Source organism: Vibrio sp. YT-17 (assembly GCF_033337375.1).
Classification (GTDB): domain Bacteria; phylum Pseudomonadota; class Gammaproteobacteria; order Enterobacterales; family Vibrionaceae; genus Vibrio; species Vibrio alginolyticus.
In genome coordinates, this window is sequence record NZ_JAWOQP010000001.1 from 396,624 (window position 1) to 415,274 (window position 18,651).

At 47.0% G+C, this 18,651-nt stretch carries 19 protein-coding genes; 5 read left to right on the top strand and 14 right to left on the bottom strand.

What is annotated here, in order from left to right; genetic code table 11:
- Positions 1–118 precede the first annotated feature (118 nt).
- On the top strand, positions 119–2,440 hold the full coding sequence (locus R7F67_RS01825) for a Tex family protein (protein WP_262582540.1): 2,322 nt from the start codon (positions 119–121) through the stop codon (positions 2,438–2,440).
- A gap of 104 nt (positions 2,441–2,544) precedes the next feature.
- On the opposite strand, the gene R7F67_RS01830 is transcribed toward R7F67_RS01825, so the two are convergent.
- Both R7F67_RS01830 and bioH read right to left on the bottom strand, forming a co-directional pair.
- On the bottom strand, positions 2,545–3,009 hold the full coding sequence (locus R7F67_RS01830; protein WP_005379316.1) for a hypothetical protein: 465 nt from the start codon (positions 3,007–3,009) through the stop codon (positions 2,545–2,547).
- A gap of 124 nt (positions 3,010–3,133) precedes the next feature.
- Positions 3,134–3,901: a pimeloyl-ACP methyl ester esterase BioH gene (gene bioH, locus R7F67_RS01835; RefSeq protein WP_318056816.1), complete on the bottom strand. Its 768-nt coding sequence runs from the start codon at positions 3,899–3,901 to the stop codon at positions 3,134–3,136.
- An 84-nt stretch (positions 3,902–3,985) separates the two neighbouring features.
- On the opposite strand from bioH, the gene R7F67_RS01840 reads away from it, so the two are divergent.
- The 4 genes from R7F67_RS01840 to cysQ all read left to right on the top strand — a co-directional run bounded on the left by R7F67_RS01840 (position 3,986) and on the right by cysQ (position 7,011).
- On the top strand, positions 3,986–4,711 hold the full coding sequence (locus R7F67_RS01840) for a ComF family protein (protein ID WP_262636794.1): 726 nt from the start codon (positions 3,986–3,988) through the stop codon (positions 4,709–4,711).
- Between the two features lie 97 nt (positions 4,712–4,808).
- Positions 4,809–5,393, top strand: coding sequence for a Fe-S biogenesis protein NfuA (gene nfuA / locus R7F67_RS01845; protein WP_005379313.1), 585 nt, complete (start codon positions 4,809–4,811; stop codon positions 5,391–5,393).
- Positions 5,394–5,569: 176 nt separating this feature from the next.
- Positions 5,570–6,139: an ADP compounds hydrolase NudE gene (gene nudE, locus R7F67_RS01850; RefSeq protein WP_005379309.1), complete on the top strand. Its 570-nt coding sequence runs from the start codon at positions 5,570–5,572 to the stop codon at positions 6,137–6,139.
- Between the two features lie 44 nt (positions 6,140–6,183).
- Positions 6,184–7,011 carry a 3'(2'),5'-bisphosphate nucleotidase CysQ gene (gene cysQ, locus R7F67_RS01855; RefSeq protein ID WP_005379308.1) on the top strand — a complete coding sequence of 276 codons (828 nt, stop codon included), beginning with the start codon at positions 6,184–6,186 and terminating at the stop codon, positions 7,009–7,011.
- 292 nt (positions 7,012–7,303) lie between these two features.
- Here cysQ and R7F67_RS01860 read toward each other — a convergent pair whose 3' ends face one another.
- The 12 genes from R7F67_RS01860 to gspC are packed head-to-tail and all read right to left on the bottom strand — an operon-like array spanning position 7,304 to position 18,612.
- The gene (locus R7F67_RS01860; RefSeq protein ID WP_171344448.1) at positions 7,304–8,065 is read right to left on the bottom strand and encodes a type II secretion system protein N; all 762 of its coding nucleotides are present in this window, start codon (positions 8,063–8,065) and stop codon (positions 7,304–7,306) included.
- A gap of 1 nt (position 8,066) precedes the next feature.
- Complete coding sequence (locus R7F67_RS01865) at positions 8,067–8,558, bottom strand: type II secretion system protein M (RefSeq protein ID WP_005383002.1); 492 nt, start codon at positions 8,556–8,558, stop codon at positions 8,067–8,069.
- A gap of 7 nt (positions 8,559–8,565) precedes the next feature.
- Positions 8,566–9,768, bottom strand: coding sequence for a type II secretion system protein GspL (gene gspL, locus R7F67_RS01870; protein ID WP_033905912.1), 1,203 nt, complete (start codon positions 9,766–9,768; stop codon positions 8,566–8,568).
- A complete protein-coding gene (gspK, locus tag R7F67_RS01875) occupies positions 9,737–10,747 on the bottom strand; it encodes a type II secretion system minor pseudopilin GspK (protein WP_005382999.1) in 1,011 nt (336 codons plus the stop codon). The genes gspL and gspK overlap by 32 nt, the downstream gene beginning before the upstream one ends.
- On the bottom strand, positions 10,740–11,417 hold the full coding sequence (gene gspJ / locus R7F67_RS01880) for a type II secretion system minor pseudopilin GspJ (protein ID WP_053307279.1): 678 nt from the start codon (positions 11,415–11,417) through the stop codon (positions 10,740–10,742). The genes gspK and gspJ overlap by 8 nt, the downstream gene beginning before the upstream one ends.
- A complete protein-coding gene (gene gspI, locus R7F67_RS01885; RefSeq protein ID WP_017635009.1) occupies positions 11,404–11,793 on the bottom strand; it encodes a type II secretion system minor pseudopilin GspI in 390 nt (129 codons plus the stop codon). The genes gspJ and gspI overlap by 14 nt, the downstream gene beginning before the upstream one ends.
- Positions 11,780–12,379, bottom strand: a complete 600-nt coding sequence (locus R7F67_RS01890; RefSeq protein ID WP_064368896.1) for a prepilin-type N-terminal cleavage/methylation domain-containing protein — start codon at positions 12,377–12,379, stop codon at positions 11,780–11,782. Before R7F67_RS01890 ends, gspI begins: the two co-directional genes overlap by 14 nt.
- A gap of 29 nt (positions 12,380–12,408) precedes the next feature.
- Entirely contained in the window at positions 12,409–12,852 is a 444-nt protein-coding gene (gene gspG / locus R7F67_RS01895; RefSeq protein WP_005379298.1) for a type II secretion system major pseudopilin GspG, read from the bottom strand.
- A 59-nt stretch (positions 12,853–12,911) separates the two neighbouring features.
- Positions 12,912–14,129 carry a type II secretion system inner membrane protein GspF gene (gene gspF / locus R7F67_RS01900; protein WP_053303407.1) on the bottom strand — a complete coding sequence of 406 codons (1,218 nt, stop codon included), beginning with the start codon at positions 14,127–14,129 and terminating at the stop codon, positions 12,912–12,914.
- Positions 14,129–15,631: a type II secretion system ATPase GspE gene (gene gspE / locus R7F67_RS01905; protein ID WP_005379296.1), complete on the bottom strand. Its 1,503-nt coding sequence runs from the start codon at positions 15,629–15,631 to the stop codon at positions 14,129–14,131. Before gspE ends, gspF begins: the two co-directional genes overlap by 1 nt.
- Positions 15,631–17,649 (bottom strand): type II secretion system secretin GspD, encoded by a 2,019-nt coding sequence (gene gspD, locus R7F67_RS01910; protein WP_005379295.1) that lies wholly within the window; start codon positions 17,647–17,649, stop codon positions 15,631–15,633. Before gspD ends, gspE begins: the two co-directional genes overlap by 1 nt.
- Positions 17,650–17,685: 36 nt before the next feature.
- Entirely contained in the window at positions 17,686–18,612 is a 927-nt protein-coding gene (gspC, locus tag R7F67_RS01915; protein ID WP_017635011.1) for a type II secretion system protein GspC, read from the bottom strand.
- Positions 18,613–18,651: the final 39 nt, after the last annotated feature.

Here is an 18,651-nt window from a genome sequence, read left to right on the forward strand (position 1 = left end):
TGACTGATGTCCACCAGCGCCCGGTAAATTTTTGCCTCGTTAATTTAAAACATTGCAAATTCTTCGAACGACCCCAATGTTCTATACAACCAAAACCGAATTAAAAGAGAAAACACGGATGAGCCAAGCTATCTGTCGCATGATTGCTCAAGAACTGAATGTTCGCCCAGAGCAAGTCAACGCCGCTGTCACCCTAATTGATGATGGCAACACCGTCCCTTTTATTGCACGTTACCGCAAAGAGGTAACGGGGGGCCTTGATGATACCCAGCTGCGTACTTTGGACAGCCGTCTGTCTTACCTTCGTGAAATGGATGATCGCCGTCAAACCATCCTCAAATCAATCCAAGAGCAAGGCAAACTGACGCCAGAGCTAGAACAAGAGATCGCGCAGGCAGACAGCAAAACTCGTCTTGAAGACTTATACCTACCTTACAAACCCAAGCGTCGTACGAAAGGTCAGATCGCGATTGAGGCTGGTCTTGAGCCACTCGCAGATCAACTTTGGAATAATCCACAAACCGAGCCAGAAAGCGAAGCAAGCAAATACCTTGATGCAGACAAAGGCATCGCAGACACCAAAGCTGCATTGGATGGCGCTCGCGCGATCATCATGGAGCGCATCGCAGAAGACGCAAACTTACTGGAAAAAATTCGCAACCACTTAAATCGCAATGCGGAACTGGTCTCACGAGTCGTTGAAGGCAAAGAGCAAGAAGGCGAGAAGTTTAAAGATTACTTCAACCACAACGAGCCCCTAAGCAAAGTGCCATCGCACCGCGCACTGGCGATGTTGCGTGGCCGTAACGAAGGCTTCCTGACATTGGCAATGAATGCCGATCCAGAACAGGAAGAAGGTGCTCGTCAGTCTTACTGCGAAACGATTATCGCCGACCATTATGGCGTGACGCTAAGCAGCGCACCGGCGGATACCTGGCGTAAGCAAGTGATCAGCTGGGCATGGCGCATCAAAGTATCGATGCACATGGAAACCGAGCTAATGGGCGCAATGAAAGAGCGCGCTGAAATCGAAGCGATTGAAGTATTCGCCACTAACCTAAAAGACTTGTTGATGGCAGCACCGGCTGGCCCTCGTGCAACACTTGGTCTAGATCCGGGTCTGCGTACAGGTTCAAAAATCGCGGTTGTCGACTCAACAGGTAAAGTGCTTGCAACCGAAACCATCTACCCTCACCCACCACAAAAACAATACGACAAGTCAGCACAAATCGTTGATCAGTTGGTGCGTAAGTACAACGTGGATTTGATTGCGATTGGTAACGGTACGGCTTCACGTGAAACCGACAGCTTTGTCGCAGACGTCATCAAACGTGGCAACCTGAAAGTTCAGAAGATCATCGTAAGTGAAGCGGGTGCATCGGTTTACTCAGCGTCTGAGCTTGCAGCAAAAGAGTTCCCGAATATGGACGTATCACTGCGTGGTGCAGTGTCGATTGCACGTCGTTTGCAAGATCCATTGGCTGAACTCGTGAAAATTGATCCGAAATCTATTGGTGTGGGTCAATACCAGCACGATGTAAGCCAATCTATGTTGGCAAAACGCCTAGATGCGATTGTGGAAGACTGTGTAAACGCGGTTGGTGTTGATGTGAACACCGCTTCTGCGGCGCTACTGACGCGCGTAGCAGGCTTATCAAGTACCATCGCGCAGAACATTGTCGACTTCCGCGATGAGAACGGCCGTTTCGAAGCACGTACAACCTTGAAGAAAGTACCTCGTTTAGGTCCTAAGGCGTTCGAGCAGTGTGCGGGCTTCCTGCGTATTATGGATGGTAAGAACCCTCTTGATGCGTCTGCAGTTCACCCAGAAGCGTACCCAGTGGTCAAAGCGATTTCTGAGAAGAACAACAAAGATATCAAAGCACTGATTGGTGATTCAAGCTTCCTTAAAGGTCTGCATGCCGTCGATTACACCGACGATAACTTCGGCGTTCCAACCATTACAGACATCATCAAAGAGTTAGACAAGCCGGGTCGTGACCCACGTCCAGAATTCAAAACGGCGACGTTTGCAGAAGGTGTAAACTCGGTATCTGACTTGGAACCGGGCATGATTCTAGAAGGCGTGGTGTCTAACGTAGCCAACTTCGGTGCCTTCGTTGATATCGGCGTTCACCAAGATGGTCTTGTGCATATTTCTGCACTGACAGATCGTTATGTGTCTGACCCACGTGAAGTGGTGAAAGCGGGCGACATCGTCAAAGTGAAAGTGATGGAAGTTGACGTGCAGCGTAAGCGTATTGGTCTATCGATGCGTATGAACGACGAACCGGGTCAAGACAACCGTAGCCAACGCTCATCAGCAGCGCCGCGTCGTAATGACCAACCGCAGCGTCGTCAGCCTCGCCGTGATGATTCGTCATCGAACAGCGCGATGGGCGGTGCATTTGCTGCAGCGTTTGCTAAAGCGAAAAAGTAATCTTACCTAGGCTTCACCGCTAACGAGCTTTCATAACTAAAAAGAAAACGCTCCAATCAGTCAACCTGCTTGGAGCGTTTTTGTTTGAGTAGGATATTGAGTCGTCATAATACTGCTATCACTTCTGACGGGGTATGGGGAGCGACTGCATGACCATAATGAAACTTGATCACCTTCCTGCGCTTTTCCATTAATCCTTCATTGATCGCAGCATCCAAAATGCGCTTTGGTAAGCGAAAGCGGATCGCGTAGCCTTTCCCCTGGTCTTCACTATACGATTTGAGCGCAAGCAAACTAAAAAGCCGTTCTAGTGTATCTTCCGGCTCTTCTTGATAACGCGTGTCGACTTCCGTTTCCATATCATAATCAGGATGCTCTGAAGGATCCCAAGAAGACTGACGTCGGCGCTTGTCGTCACCTTTTACTTTTCGCTCTGCATTGGTTTTGGCCAATGCGACCGTTGGCGTTACAGGCTCTCGGACTTTATTGTCGCGAGCTGCTTGTTCCGTCTGCACATTCACGGATGGGGCGATCAGTGGCACACTTACGTTGGTCGGTGACACAATCATTGCGAACCCTCCTCAGAGTCGCCCAACTCGTCAATATGGCTTAGCTTTATTGGCTAATAAAACCTCACCACCCTTTATATCGACCACTTTTTAAACAACTTGAGGTATTTCCGCTCGTACTTGCTCAATCGTGAGCAAACTCTCGGATTTGAACACAAAATTCGTCATGTTCGGTGATAAAAGGCGCATGAGAGGACTGATTAAAAACAAACTGCTGGGTATGAGGCAACTGTTCACTTAAATCGTTAGCTACTTTAATTGGCACCAACCCATCTAAACGGCCATAAAGACGCAACATTGGAACAGAAAGAGACGTCAACGCATCGCGCAGATCCACATCAGCAAGGATGTTTAGCCCAACCAACAGCAATTCAGGGTTTGGCTGAGGGCGCGATAGTACCGCTTGCTTGAGCTGTTTAACGTCTTTACGCGCTGATGGGCTGCCCATCGCTTGCAACGCCATAAAGCGCTCAATGGTCAGTGAGAAATCTTCTAGCAACTGAGAGGTGAACGCACTCAGTACATTCGGTTGAATGCCACGCCACGGTTTTTCTGCGGCAAATTTAGGTGAGCTGGCAACCGTAATCAACTTAGCCACGCGCTCGGGCATATTTAATGCCACATGCGTCGCCACTAAACCTCCGAGGGACCAACCAAGCCAAATCGCTTTCTCTGGCGCACCTTGCACCACCAAGTTAGCAATATGGTCTAAATCTTCAGCATGAGATTCGGCGCTATGTCCGTACCCCGGAAGGTCAACCACATGAACTCGGAAATAAGGTTGAAGAGACTCGACTGTCTGCTGCCATACCGCACCATTCATGCCCCAACCATGAAGTAACACCAAATCTGGTCCCTGACCAAATGACTGCCAGTGTAATTTCGTGCTCATGCTCTCAATCTCTCCCACTTATTTTATTCCCTACGGCTTCAGCCAAACGTTAGGCTGAGTAAAATATCACCATGAATAAACGCTATGTTATCTCATCACTGGCAAAACATCATGCATCGCGTATTGAGCAGTCAATGCGGCCTGTGTCGGTTCCCTATTCAAACACCAAGCCACACAAATACTCTGCGCTGGTGCGAGCACTGTTTAAAATACCTAACTCCGGTAAAACGATGTCAACGCTGCGGTTTATCATTACAGAAAGAAGAAATGAGTACGGATAGTATTTGTGGTGAATGTCTGTCAAAGCCACTGCCATGGCAAAGGCTATACACGTTAGGCGATTACGACTTTCCCCTTTCACGGGAAGTACAACGCTTTAAAGATCACGGAGAGTCTTGGCATGTAAAAGCATTAACCGAGCAACTGGCACAGCGCATCACCACGCCAGCTCCAATCATTACCAGTGTACCATTGCACTGGCAGCGTTACCTGCGCCGGGGTTTTAATCAAAGTGATGTTTTAGCCCGACACCTCGCCAAGCAATTGCAGACTAATTTTGATGCGAAGGTCTTTCGTCGAGTAAAGCTCGCCCAATCACAGCGTGGTAATACCAAAACAAGCCGTGAACAAAACTTAAAAGGCGCGTTTATTCTCAATAAGCGCCCTCACTCTTCCCATGTTGCCATCGTCGATGATGTAGTCACCACAGGCAGTACCGTCCGACAATTATGTCATTTACTACTTGAAGTTGGCGTAGAAAGCATCGATATTTACTGCATCTGCAGAACACCTGCTCCTCGTTCTCTCTAGATCGCTTCGCCATGCCTTAGCATCAAAAAGACTAGACCCATACGTCAACAAGAGTAGAATAGCAGCAGTAACCTACAAATTTACTCGGGTATTCGTCGTGTCAAATATTACTATTACAGAAACTGCGCAAACGCATTTCGCTAACCTTTTAGGTCAACAACCTGAAGGCACTAACATTCGTATTTTCGTTGTGAACCCAGGTACACAAAACGCTGAGTGTGGCGTGTCTTACTGCCCACCAGAAGCAGTAGAATCGACCGACACTGAACTCTCTTACAGCGGTTTTTCAGCTTACGTGGATGAGCTAAGCCTGCCATTCCTTGAAGACGCTGAAATCGATTTTGTTACCGATAAAATGGGCTCTCAGTTAACGCTAAAAGCACCTAACGCTAAAATGCGTAAAGTTGCGGACGACGCACCACTGGTTGAGCGCGTTGAGTACGTTATCCAAACTCAAGTGAACCCACAACTTGCTGGCCACGGTGGTCACGTAAACTTGGTTGAGATCACTGAAGACGGTGTTGCGATTGTTGCATTTGGTGGCGGTTGTAATGGCTGTTCTATGGTTGACGTAACACTAAAAGAAGGCATCGAGAAAGAGCTGCTAAACCAGTTCATTGGTGAACTAACCGCAGTTCGTGATGCTACAGAACATGACCGTGGTGATCACTCTTACTACTAAGAGTAAACACTGTCAGAAAATGGGAGGCTTCGGTCTCCCATTTTTGTATCGATACTGAGGTGATGCTGAGATGCTTAGCTCGACTCGTAAAATCCGCTAGAAACTCAGGCGGAGTTCTCATATATTAAGAATCTTACGCATCTCGTAAACGCCAACGACACCAAGGAGCCAGCGTCATGCCGAAACGAACCCCACCAGAGATACTCTCATGCCAGACGGTTGCAAAATCCAAACTGTTTGCTGTGGAAGCGCTCGACCTTCGTTTTTCCAATGGTGAGCATCGTACTTATGAGCGTATGAAGCCAAGTGGACGAGATGCTGTAATGGTGGTTCCTGTAACAGAACAAGGCGATTTATTACTGGTGCGTGAATACGCCGCTGGAACTGAACGTTACGAGCTAGGTTTCCCAAAAGGGCTGATTGACCCAGGAGAAACACCACACCAAGCTGCGGATCGTGAGTTAAAAGAAGAAATCGGCTTTGGCTGTAATCAGTTAACCCCGTTGAAACAAGTTATCCTCGCGCCATCTTACTTTTCGAGCAAAATGACTCTATTTTTAGGACAGGCGCTTTATCCAGAGAAGCAAGAAGGCGATGAGCCTGAACCACTGGAAATTGTGCGTTGGCCACTTGCGCAAGCCGAAGAGTTATTAACTCACATGGATTTCTGTGAAGCACGAAGCATCACAGCGCTAATGTTGGCACTGAAACACTTACCAAACACCACTCACAAGCATAACCAATAACGGTCATTAGAACCGAATAACACTGTGAGTAAGGACTATCACTTATGCCAATGACAAAAGATCTATCTCACCTACTTCCTCAAGTCATCGAGATTGCCCGCAGTGCTGGGCAAATGATCCTCGAAATATATGAAAAGAAGCAATACGAGGCCTACACCAAAAGTGACGAAACTCCCGTAACAAGTGCAGATATTGCAGCTCACAAGTTCATCACTGAACGCTTGAGTGATCTGACGCCTGACATTCCCGTGTTGTCAGAAGAAGACGCAGACATAAGCTTAGAGCAACGCGCTCAGTGGGAACGTTATTGGTTAGTCGACCCTCTTGATGGTACTCAAGAATTCATCGCTCGCAGTGGTGACTTTGCCACTATTATTGCGTTGGTCGACAACAATCGACCAACCATGGGCGTCGTTTACGGCCCTGTATCTGGCGTGACTTACTACGCTTATAATGGCAAAGGCGCCTGGAAAATTCCCGACATGTCGGACAGCGTCAAAATCCATACACACAAACACGAACAGCCAGAGCAAAGCATCGCAATTGCTATTAGTCGTCGCCAAGACATCAATCGTATTACTAACCGTATGAGCAGCGCCTGGAATTACGACTTAATACCGCTCGGTTCTGCAGCATTGAAAGCATGCCTCGTCGCGGAAGGGGCGGTAGATTGCTATCTCCGACTAGGTCCAACAGGTGAGTGGGACACCGCTGCGACACAATGCATTGTTGAAGAAGCTGGCGGACGTATTCTCAGCACGCAATTAGAACCGCTGTCATATAACGAGCGGGAAACACTAGAAAACCCGAACTTTATTGTTCTTGGTGATGCGGATTTACCTTGGAATGAGATTTTACAACGCAAAGATTAAGCGCCCTATCGGTAAAATTTAGAGCACAAAATTCTAGCAATAGAAAGGCCACGAATATCTTCGTGGCCTTTTCTTTTTGACCTTCTGTACAGCACTTGGAGTATTTGGCCTACTATGTTCCAATTGCCTGTAAAGCTGAACGAAAGAAAACAAATCAATTAAAAATCATGGTTTTAAATTTCCATTCATTCCCAATGTACAGCGAATAGAGGTTTTAGCTTACGATGATCCAAAAGCAAAAAGAGCTGCACAATAGCAGCTCTTTTAAGATATTGGATTTTGTCACGATAGGTTAGAAGCGCCCTTGGTAATTAAACTCATATTGACCTTGAGCATTCGGCTTACCCAACCATTTCAGTTGCTCCCCCATGCTGGATGGGAACTCTGCACCAGGTTTGAACCACGCTTTGGTTGAGTACCGTTGATTAGGCATCAGTTCAGCGGAAAACGCCGCAGAGACTTGTTTGCTGCTCTGCTCACCAGTTGCCGTCAATACACTATCCTGACAGTTTATATCGGCAATCACAGGACCGAGATCTAAGCTGCCAACGGGGCTTTGAATACCACTGGCATTCCATACTAAAGTGCCTTCACCGTCCTTACACCAAGGCGCAGCATAAGTCGCATGACGAATATTCAGCTCAAGCTGCCCATCAACACCAACAGGCACAGGGAGGCGTGCTTGCTCAACAACTTTTACCGCCGGAATCGAGGCAACTAAGTTTTTGGCATAAGGGCCATCACTTAAGCTATAGCCGACAAAACCGCGCCCACGGACGTCCATTTCACTACCACGACCAAAGCGCACAGCAAACTCAGCTTTACCTGTCAGTAGACTCGACCATTGGAAATCCCAATTAACTTCTCCAAGGTTCTGGCGCTGCCAACGAATACTAGAAGCTTGACCTTGCCATACCGAACCGTTGGCTCCTTGAATGTCCAGGCCTCTCACTGTTGGTGCTTGTTGTAACACCCAAGAGACTGGTAATCCCATTAAAAGACTGACTGAAAAAAAGACGATAAAGATAACAACGTAAAGTACTGCTCGCTTCACCTTAACCTCGCTTAAACTGAAGGCGGTTTACATCGATCATGCCCGCTTGCTCTGTTCGGTCGATATCTAAAAATTCGACTTCAATACCCTGTTGCTCTTTCAAGTAACGTAACCAATCCACTAGTTGATTAAACGCGAGTGGTTTGATCCACACTTGAACGCTCTCATTACGAGGTTGTACTCGAATCAACTCAACTTTATAACGACGAGCTGAAGAAGAAACCAACTGATTCAACGGTTGACTAGAGTAGCTCACACCGCTGCTTTTTCGCAGTGCAGTGATGCCATCCGCTTTATCTTGTACCCAAGCTAGCAACTGCTTTTCACTTTGAATACGTGACTGAGCTAGCTCCGCACGTTGGCTCATTGGCTGTAATAAACCCCAATAAATAATACCGATGACGGCAATAGCGCCACATCCCATGACCAAACGCTGCTCACGCTGCGAGATGCTGCTCCACCAAACCTGAGCTTGAGAAATTAAATTTTTCATCATCACCTCACAAACGCTTCAAAACAAAGCTGCCAACCACAACGTTATCGCTACGGTTCAACTGACCTTGCTCAACATTAAACTTCTCTGCCAATTTCACACGAGCCTGTTCAAAAGGTTGGAAGTCTGAACTACGAGCCTGAATACGTACTTCGCCACGTTGTCCGTCGTATTTAAAGCTAGTGATCTCCAAGTCGCTGACCTGACCAAGCGTCGCGGGTAATGCCGCCAACCATGACAACATTGCCTGCTGACCACTTCCACCAGATAAGCGGCGCTCTTCATCATCCATTTGTCGTTTGAGGTAACTAACGGTAGGAATGCGTCGTTTATTTGGGAACACCTGGCGGAAAATACGCTCACTCTCCTCACGATACGCTTGAGCTTGTGCTTCGTACTTGTGGACCACGAGCAACTGCTGCGCAACCATGACGACAATAAGCACCCCCGCAGCAATAGTGGCTTTTTGCCAGAGCTTCCAGTATTTACCCCAAGAAGATTTCGGCTTGAAGCTCCCAGTCAGCAAATTGACTTTGCTTTCTGTCACCCCCTTCGCCAGTAAAGCCATCGTCATTTCTTCTGGTTGCGGATCCCATATTTCAGGTAACGCAGATTCAGGGACCGAGCTAAAGCAATCGAGCTTCCAACCTTCATGATTTTGTAGATAAGAAGAGAGGTAAAGGTCTAACCAAGAAGCGTCGACAACCGCGCCCTCTGTCGCAGAGTGACGAATTAGCCATTGCTCGCCAATCATTGCAGCACTGCTGTGATCTCCACGAACCGGTAACGCAAGCACATCGGGTAAAATGCGTTTAATGGCGATACCTTGGCTTGAGAAACGTTGCAGTACAGTCTGAATCCAAGCACGTTCAACTGCGCAAATCTGCGCTTTATCCGCTTGTTTACCCAACACGCTAAAGTGCAGACCATCAACGTCCTGAGCAACTTCGTCTTCCACTAAGTACGGTAACATCGCCTCGAATTGGCGTGTTGCACCAGGTGGTATATCCACTTGCGTCAGGACTACATCATTACTCGCCAACAGCGCCACAACTTGGCGCTGACCAGCATATGAGACCAATTCATCTAAGTGTTCCCACCCGGCGATTTCACCGCTAGCAATCACTTCCTGTTGATCTGTCGACCACACCACCCAAGGAATGGTACTTTGTTGTTCGCTACTCAGCCGAACGGTCAGAAACTCGCTCACTGATCCCTCCAAAACGACGGCGAACTACGGTCACCGTTTCTCTATTTGTACTTTGCAAAAGGCTTCGGATACGTACACGTGATTCATCCACCAACACTTGTGCATCCAATTCAAAAAAGGCGCTATCCACACCCAAATAGCCTTTGGCGTTTTTCTTTACATCTTCACTTAAGCCAGCCATTTCTGACTCTGCTAAAAATTCATCAATGCTATCCCACCCATCAAATGGGCGTTTTTCAATTAGCTGAATCGCATCACTACTGCTTAAGTTTGGTGAGAACATTGCCACCAAAATCGGAGTTTGCTCAACATCAATCGTATTCACGTTTAAACGCCAGTCATCACTTGGTAATGCACAGACCAGCGGCTCCAATTTTTGGAAAATTTCACCACTCACCTGATAGACAGCCCGTAACTCGGAAGCATCTGCCATCCAACCATTTGATGCTAAATAGGAAGGCTTCATCGCTTCATATGTGCTGTCTTCAACCCCAGTAGTCGAACGGACAGAGTCGTCAGCATCAATGTATTCCCAAGTAGAGTCTGCAATGATTTCTGCTTGATATGGCTCGACATCCAGCTCTTCTAATAGGCGCTGCAATACATTCACTAAATATGGTCTTGTAATTTGCTGACCCGTTGGTTGCACACGACTCAATACATTTAGATTAAAGCACGCTTGCTTGTCTCTAATTCGTCCCGCCGCTTGACCATAATCTAACGGATAGACTTGCTCTTTTATCGCCCACGGTTGACTCATATTAATCGTGTCGGTGTCTTTATAACTTTGCTCGATACCCACTTTTGCTAGCGCCTCGACGCCAAGGCTGTACCAATACGCTTGCTGGTAATTGATTTGATTAGCGCCTCGCTGAAACTGCAAGAACAAACGTTCCGACATACTGGCAGCAACCGTCGCCATAATCGCCAGCAACATCAACACTATAATCAAAGCAACACCGCGCTGACGGTTAACCATTATTGCTGTCTCCTGAACTTTCCTCTTTCTGACTCAATGTGCCATCAGGAGTGAGATAAGTGCGGGCAATTTCTCCATAATCTTTGAGAGTGAGAACAACAGAAACCGCTTTCGGCAGCGCTTTTTCTTCAGCCCACTCTTTTTTCCATTGCTTACCATCATAGAAACGCATATCAAATGACTCGACCTGCGTTAGCAATGGAGTAACAGTACCTTGTTGCCCAACCGGCGTATCAGGATAGCGCCACCATACTCGCTGCAGTGTTTCTTCTTTTAAGCGATAGCCAACCTTGGTTACTTCTCCACGAGGGAACTGCTGCTGAGGGTTGTGCCAACCTAAACGGGCAAACATCAGCCCTTTAGTATCGGAGTCCAACAGGTAATCGGACCAAAAAATTAGCCGGCTAGCAGGCTCTTCACCATTAGTACGTGTTTGACGCATCGCCATTTGACGAAAATCGTTATCCATCATCACCATGGCACGCTGAATTTCGTTTAAGCGTTGGGTTCGTTCTTGTGATAGCGCATTGCTACGCTGTACTTGCGATACCACTTGGTACGCAGCGACACTTAAACTGGCAAAGATGGCAATCGATACCAACACTTCAATAAGTGTAAAACCTTTTACCCTTTGGCGCGTGTTTGCGCGGGGATGATTATTGCGCCACATAGCTTCGTACCGTTACTACAGGGCTCGCGCTTTTCTCTACCGAGACGCTCACATCAAATGCTTTCAGCAATGGCTGCGTCGTGGCGACTGGCGTGACTTTCCAGAACCAAGTGCGTCCTGCCAGCTCTTCTGTGCCGTTTTTCGCTTTGAGTTCTCCGGTATTCAACATCACATTTGCCATCTGATTATCCACAACCATGGCTGCAAACATTTTTTCTTCTAAATAACTGATTGTATTAATATGCTGGCTCACGGAGCGAATGACACTGATGGCAGCGGTAGCGAAAATTGCCAGTGCGACCAATACTTCCAGTAAGGTCATGCCTCTCGTCCGGCGATGACTCAAATTTGGGCGAGCTTGCTTAAAATTGCGCATTCTCATCCTCTTTCACTTCTTCGCCCGGAGCTAATAACAAAATTTGTCCACTTTCTTTGCCAATGACTCGCCAACCGTCATTAAAGGCATCACCATTTTGCGGAAAAAAAGACAGGGTGAATGGTGTGACTTCAGCGCTGGAAAAGATAAACACTTGCGGTGGCTCAATTTTCTTTTCGTCCTCTTCTTCTTCGAACATGTCTTCATCAAAAAGAGAACCTGGTTTGAATAAGCGCTCATCATTATCCCAAGCACCACCGCCGAGTTCGAGTTGTAGCGTAATATCTTCTTCTAGCTTGGTTTTGCTCGGAATCTGCTTTAATTTCAGAGGCTGCCAACCTTCTGAGGTTAAACTCAGTAGAGCGTAGGTCGATTTGGCATCATCCACTCGAACGCCAAAATCTTTACCGCTCAGCACCGCTTCTTCATTGAGCAGCTGTAAACGCTGAAAAAAGCTTTGAGCATACTGTTTGGAAAGATCTTTTTGGCTAGTCGGTAACGTCGAGATCACGGCCACAGCCGTAAGAGATAGCAAAACCAGCACCAATAGAATTTCTATCAATGTAAAACCGTTATGTTTTCGCATTTGTTTCATTAGTGCTGGCTTAGGCTCAATTATTGGAAGTCTTGCATGTTCCAGTTGCCAATATCTGCAGCTGGACCTTCTCCACCCTCTTGGCCATCTGCGCCTAGAGTGAAGATATCGATTGTACCGTTATCACCTGGGCTTAAGTATTGGTACTGGTTGCCCCAAGGGTCATTAGGAAGACGTTTGATGTAACCACCATCACGGTAGTTGCGTGGCTCTGGGTTAGATGGCTTGCTAACCAATGCTTCTAGACCTTGGTCCGTTGTTGGGTAAACGCTGTTGTCCAACTTGTACATATCTAAGGCATTTTCCAACGCGACAATGTCCGTAATCGCTTTTTGTTGGTCTGCCTTCTCTTTGTTACCCAATAGGTTTGGAACAACAAAACTTGCCAAAATACCCAGGATAACCACAACAACCATCACTTCTAAAAGTGTAAAACCCTGTTGTTTACTACGCTTAAACTTCATTTTTTTCTCCGAAAGTTAGATTAAAGCCATGCCGTTAGTAGACACGTCTTAATTCGAAATTATCCGCTCATCAAGTTATTCATTTCTAGCATTGGCATCAAGGTCGCCATCACAATGAACAACACTAATCCAGCCATTAATGCAATCAGCGCAGGAGTAAACACACCCAGAGCAATATTGACTGTTGATTCAAAGTTTTGATCTTGGTTATCGGCTGCCCGCGTCAACATGCTCTCTAATTCACCACTTTGCTCACCACTGGCGATCATGTGTAGCATCATTGGTGGAAACAAGCGAGTTTGGTCCAACGCCTTACGCAAACTAGCGCCCTCTCGGACGTTATCCGCTGCAAGCAAGACTTGCTGCTTCACATAACGGTTAGACATAACATCTACCGCAACGCGCATACCCTCGAGAATTGGAATCGCACTGGAAGTACAGATCGAAAGTGTTCGTGCGAATCGTGCGGTATTCAAACCTCGAGAGATCTTACCTATTAGCGGTAAGCTCAAGATTTTTCTGTCCCAAGCTAAGCGAAAGTCTGGCTTTTGCAACGCCAGTTTGAGGCCATAGAAAAGCGCCACCAGCACAACGAAAATAATCAGCCCCCAATCTTGCACAAACTCACTGGCTGCCAGTAAAAATTGCGTCGATTGAGGTAACTCTTGGCCCATCTGAATGATGGGTTCAATGATTTTAGGAACCACTGTCGCCAATAAGAACGAAACGATGACAACCGCGAATACCACCAAAACTACAGGATAAATCATGGCTTGAAGCAATTTAGATCGCATCTTTTGGCGGTTTTCGACATAGTCTGCCAAACGCTCTAATACGGTATCGAGGTGACCTGATTTTTCGCCCGCCGCAACCATAGAGCGGTACAGTTCATCAAACACGTGTGGGTAATCGGCAAAACTGTCGGCAAGCGGATAACCCTCTGTTACTTTCGAGCGAACCGCAGCCAACATAGAACGAATCCTCGGCTTTTCAGCCTGCTCAGAGACCGCACGCAAACACTCTTCCAAAGGCATTCCTGATTGGACTAGCGTAGACAATTGCCGTGTGATGAGTGCCAGCTCAGATGTCGAGATGCCGCGCTTAAAGCTGACTGAACCTGAAGACTTAGCCGTTTTAGCTTTCGTCTCGACCACTTCAATCGGGATCATCCCTTGCTCTTTGAGTCGCTGGCGCACTTGTCGGGCGTTGTCCCCTTCTATCGTGCCTTTTTTATGCTTGCCTTTTGCATCTAGCGCTTTGTACTCAAATGCCGCCATTAGGTTTCCTTCGTCACTCGCATCACTTCTTCAAGTGACGTAATGCCACGACGTACTTTGCTTAAACCATCACTGCGAATACTTGGCGTATGGGCGCGAACGGCTCTCTCAATTTCTTGTTCACCAGACTCTCGATGAATCAACTCTTGCACTTGCTCATCAACCATAATGAGCTCGTGGATACCTGTTCGACCTCGGTAGCCTTTTTGGTTACACGCTTCACAGCCTTTTGCTCGGTGCAGTTCTAACGGTTCATGCGCTTCCATACCAAACAGTTTTTTCTGTTCCGCATCGGCTTCATACGGCTCTTTACAGCTTGGACAAAGCGTTCGAACTAAGCGCTGCGCTAGCACCCCTAATAACGAAGAAGAAATAAGGAATGGCTCAATACCCATATCACGTAGACGCGTAATCGCACCCACTGCGGTGTTGGTGTGGAGAGTAGACATTACCAAGTGACCCGTTAAGGACGCTTGCACTGCAATTTGTGCGGTTTCTAAGTCACGGATCTCACCGACCATCACCACATCCGGGTCCTGACGCAGAATGGCACGCAAGCCGCGCGCAAACGTCATGTCGACCTTTGGGTTCACCTGAGTTTGACCGATGCCATCAATATCAAATTCGATCGGGTCTTCAACCGTTAGAATGTTGCGTTCGTTGCTATTGATCTCTTGCAAGCCAGCGTACAAGGTGGTGGATTTACCAGAACCTGTCGGGCCCGTCACCAAGATGATACCGTGAGGGCGGCCAATCAAGTGACGGAAGTTGTCATGCACTGAAGGTGTCATGCCCAAACTATGTAAATCAAGACGAGTCGCATTTTTATCCAACAAACGCATTACCACGCGCTCACCATGTGAGGACGGCATCGTAGATACACGCACGTCCACCGCACGACCACCGATACGCAACGAAATACGGCCATCTTGAGGCACACGCTTTTCTGCGATATCTAGTTTAGCCATAACCTTCACACGAGAAACTAGCAAAGGCGCTAGCTTACGGCTTGGAGTCAGGACTTCACGCAATACGCCATCGACACGGAAACGAATCGAAAGGGTTTTCTCGAACGTCTCAATATGAATATCCGACGCACCTTCTTTGATCGCTTCGCCCAACATGGCGTTGATCAATTTGATGATTGGCGCATCGTCTTCCGATTCTAATAAGTCTTCATCGTGCGGCAGTTCTTCAGCCAAAGAGAAGAAATCATCGCTATCAGCACCAATATCTTCCATCAACTGACGCGCTTCAGACGAGTCGCGTTGATATGCTTCGGTCAGCTTTTTATCAAAGGCTTCTTTATCGATAGGTTGCGGTACGAAGCTTTTCTTTAATACACGACGGACTTCAACCAGAGCCGCAGGGTTAAGCGGCTCGACATAGTAAAGAATAGGTGGACGCTCAGGATGCTCTGTCTCCAGCACCAGTTTAAAGCGGTTGGCAAAACTGAATGGCAGACGACGCATACTTGGCGCAGTGTCTAACATATCAACCATTAGTTGTTTTCCATTTGATCAATAAACGCTTGAATCTCTGTTGGGTGCTGACGCTCCTGGCCAAAGGCAGGCATAACCGGGATCTTCTCGTCTGCCATCAACTTCAACCCTTGATCCGCTTTATAAAGCTGTTCTGCGCGAATAAAGTTGTATTTACGCTGCGTAATACCGTCAGCCGTCACACCATCGCGAATAATCGTCGGCTTGATGAACACCATCAAGTTACGTTTTTCTGTTTGCGTGCTAGTTGACTTGAACAGGTGACCCAGTACCGGAATGTCACCCAATAGCGGCACTTTAGACTCACTTTCAAGTGCGCGTTCATCGACCAAACCACCAAGAACCAACATCTGACCATCTTGGATCATGACAGAGGTGTTTAACTGTCGTTTAGCAAAGCGAACGTCAACCGCACCGTTTGCGCCTAATACGTTGGAAACTTCTTGTTCAATGTTTAACTGTACAGAGTCACCTTCGTTAATTTGTGGCACTACTTTGAGTTTGATACCGACTTCTTTACGGTCAACCGTTTGGAATGGGTTGTCGTTGTTTGAGCCAGCCGTAGAGCCCGTAATAACCGGAACCTCTTCACCCACAATAAATGATGCTTCGCCATTATCCATTACGGTAATACTCGGAGAAGATAGAATGTTTGAGTTGGAGTCAGAAGCAACAGCACTAATTAGCGCTGTCCAGTCACCCATGACAATACTCATTGCCGCACCATTTACTCCGCTAAGTGCTGACGCTAGCGTAGAGTAGTCACCTGATTCAGTAACATCATATGGCGTTCGTTCGCCATTAGAGTTGGTATAGTATTCAGTTCGGGTTTGATCTTTTGCTTCTTCTAGCCCAACCATCACCTGACCAATCGGGGCTCCTGAGTTACCGTACTGAATTACAGCACCCGTTTCTAATGAACCCCATTGAACACCTAGGTTAATACCATCACCTTCAGACATTTCGACAATTAACGCTTCAATAAGAACCTGAGCACGACGAATATCGAGTTGAGAAATGACGTCTTGTAATGCCATCATAATATCTGGTGGCGCTGTTAAAACTAACGAGTTAGTTGCAGCGTGAGCAGCAATGACGACCTCACCACGCGATGCACCTGATGTTTTCTGACCGGCTTGCTTTTCAGCTTGCAGGTTATCGGAAACACCTTTCAATACATCCACCAAGTCTTCAGCTTTCGCATTTTTCAGGTACACAACTCGGTTGTTACCTTTTGTCGCCATTTCAACATCAAGTTGACGAATCAAACGTTTCAAGCGGGCTCTTACTTTTGGATCACCAGAAATTAAAATCGCATTAGTACGTTCATCGGCCACAATTTTAGGTTCAAGGAACTCTGGCGTGCTTTTCTGATTCGCACTTTTATTCAGTGCTTCAACAATGCGTACCATTTCAGCAGCAGATGCATTACGCAGCTCTACCAATTCAATTTCTTTATCACCGGCTTGGTCAACACGCTTGATGATCTCTGCTAAGCGATTCACTACTGCCGCACGACCAGTAATCAAGATAATATTCGCTGGATCATAATGAACCACGTTACCGGCACCGGCGTTATCAATCAGCTGACGAAGTAGAGGAGACAACTCACGGACCGACACATTACGCACCGCGACAACTCGAGTGATAACACTATCGCCTTGCGCGCTGCCATCACCTAACACAGGGATTGCTGAGGTTTTTGAGTCTTTTGCTTTGATAACCTTAAGTACCCCATTGTCCATCTCTACGACTGCGTAACCGTATACTTCAAGGACATTAAGGAAAAAGCTGTAATATTGCTCTTCGTTAAGTACGTCATAGCTGCGGACATCGATCTTACCGCGTACTGAAGGATCAACAATGATGGTCTTTTCGAGGTTACGACCCACTATGTTGATGAATTCTTGAATATCAGTGCCTTTAAAGCTCGCACTAAATTCGTTTGCCATTGCACCTGGTACGCAGAGTAAACTTCCTGCTAGTAGCCAAGCACTTTTGCTGAACCAATGTTTCACGTATGTCTCCCTGAACTTACGCCGGTTGCCTAAGTCTTACAATTGGATATAGATATCGTACTGTTGGCCGTCTCGCTCAACAGTTAAATTTAATTCTTGCGGATCGCTCATCACTTGCATCAGTTGTACTGAAGAAGACGGATCACTTAAATCGATCCCGTTCAGTTGAACCGCAATATCACCAGGTTGTAGCCCTACATCATTAAATAATGCGGCATCACGACCAGGTGATACTCGATAACCAACAATGTCTCCGTCTTTTTTGACGGGTGAAATGGTGATGTATTTAAAAACGCTTTGTGGATCTTTCGCAATTTCCTCGCGGATTTGCTCTAATTTCTCTCCAACGTCAGACGTCGCTGCTTCTGCTCGCTGAGCTTGCGCCCTAGCTACCTGCGGCGATTCAGATAGCTTCTTATATTCTATACCTTGCATCATTAAGGTCTCGTCTCGACCTTGGTTATCAATGATGACGCGATCCACCAATACCGCTTTTAGCGTCGCACGTGTCCCTTCGATTTCTTCACCCAAACCGTACGTAGCTTGCTTACCTCGGTTAGCAATAACAGCAAGGCTGGTGTTGGCATCACTACTTGCGACCGCACCGACTAGCGTGAGGTTAAGGCGCGTCTTAGGGGCGTCTTTAACAATAGGCTGTTCTACAACTGCCACTTTTTGCTCAGTGTATTTACCGAATAGGTTGGCATTCTGAAGGGCATTAAAATCTATCGCGTCGCCTTTATTGCTCGCGACAACGCCACTCGCCGATGGACGCCATTGCGGCACTTCCGACGATTGAGGTATGGCTAACCACACAATTTTGCCAAGTATCCATCCGGTTATCGCAATAAACAGACAGGTAAGCAACAAGCTAAGTTTGGCTTGAATGGTATAATGATTGGACTTGATCTGAGCCAGTAGCGGTCTGCTTGATAATCCTGCACTTAGCTCTAAACGTTTCACTGAATGGATTCCTTTATTCTAACGTCCGTCATTTAAGCT

Bases quoted from the DNA above. Each gene is read 5' to 3' on its own strand.
- R7F67_RS01890 (WP_064368896.1), bottom strand. From the start codon at position 12,379: ATGCGAAAACATAACGGTTTTACATTGATAGAAATTCTATTGGTGCTG.
- gspE (WP_005379296.1), bottom strand. From the start codon at position 15,631: ATGGTTGATATGTTAGACACTGCGCCAAGTATGCGTCGTCTGCCATTC.
- cysQ (WP_005379308.1), top strand. From the start codon at position 6,184: ATGCCAATGACAAAAGATCTATCTCACCTACTTCCTCAAGTCATCGAG.
- gspJ (WP_053307279.1), bottom strand. From the start codon at position 11,417: ATGTGGCGCAATAATCATCCCCGCGCAAACACGCGCCAAAGGGTAAAA.
- gspI (WP_017635009.1), bottom strand. From the start codon at position 11,793: ATGCGCAATTTTAAGCAAGCTCGCCCAAATTTGAGTCATCGCCGGACG.
- R7F67_RS01825 (WP_262582540.1), top strand. From the start codon at position 119: ATGAGCCAAGCTATCTGTCGCATGATTGCTCAAGAACTGAATGTTCGC.
- gspK (WP_005382999.1), bottom strand. From the start codon at position 10,747: ATGGTTAACCGTCAGCGCGGTGTTGCTTTGATTATAGTGTTGATGTTG.
- R7F67_RS01840 (WP_262636794.1), top strand. From the start codon at position 3,986: ATGTTATCTCATCACTGGCAAAACATCATGCATCGCGTATTGAGCAGT.
- nudE (WP_005379309.1), top strand. From the start codon at position 5,570: ATGCCGAAACGAACCCCACCAGAGATACTCTCATGCCAGACGGTTGCA.
- R7F67_RS01830 (WP_005379316.1), bottom strand. From the start codon at position 3,009: ATGATTGTGTCACCGACCAACGTAAGTGTGCCACTGATCGCCCCATCC.
- gspG (WP_005379298.1), bottom strand. From the start codon at position 12,852: ATGAAGTTTAAGCGTAGTAAACAACAGGGTTTTACACTTTTAGAAGTG.
- gspF (WP_053303407.1), bottom strand. From the start codon at position 14,129: ATGGCGGCATTTGAGTACAAAGCGCTAGATGCAAAAGGCAAGCATAAA.
- R7F67_RS01865 (WP_005383002.1), bottom strand. From the start codon at position 8,558: ATGAAAAATTTAATTTCTCAAGCTCAGGTTTGGTGGAGCAGCATCTCG.
- bioH (WP_318056816.1), bottom strand. From the start codon at position 3,901: ATGAGCACGAAATTACACTGGCAGTCATTTGGTCAGGGACCAGATTTG.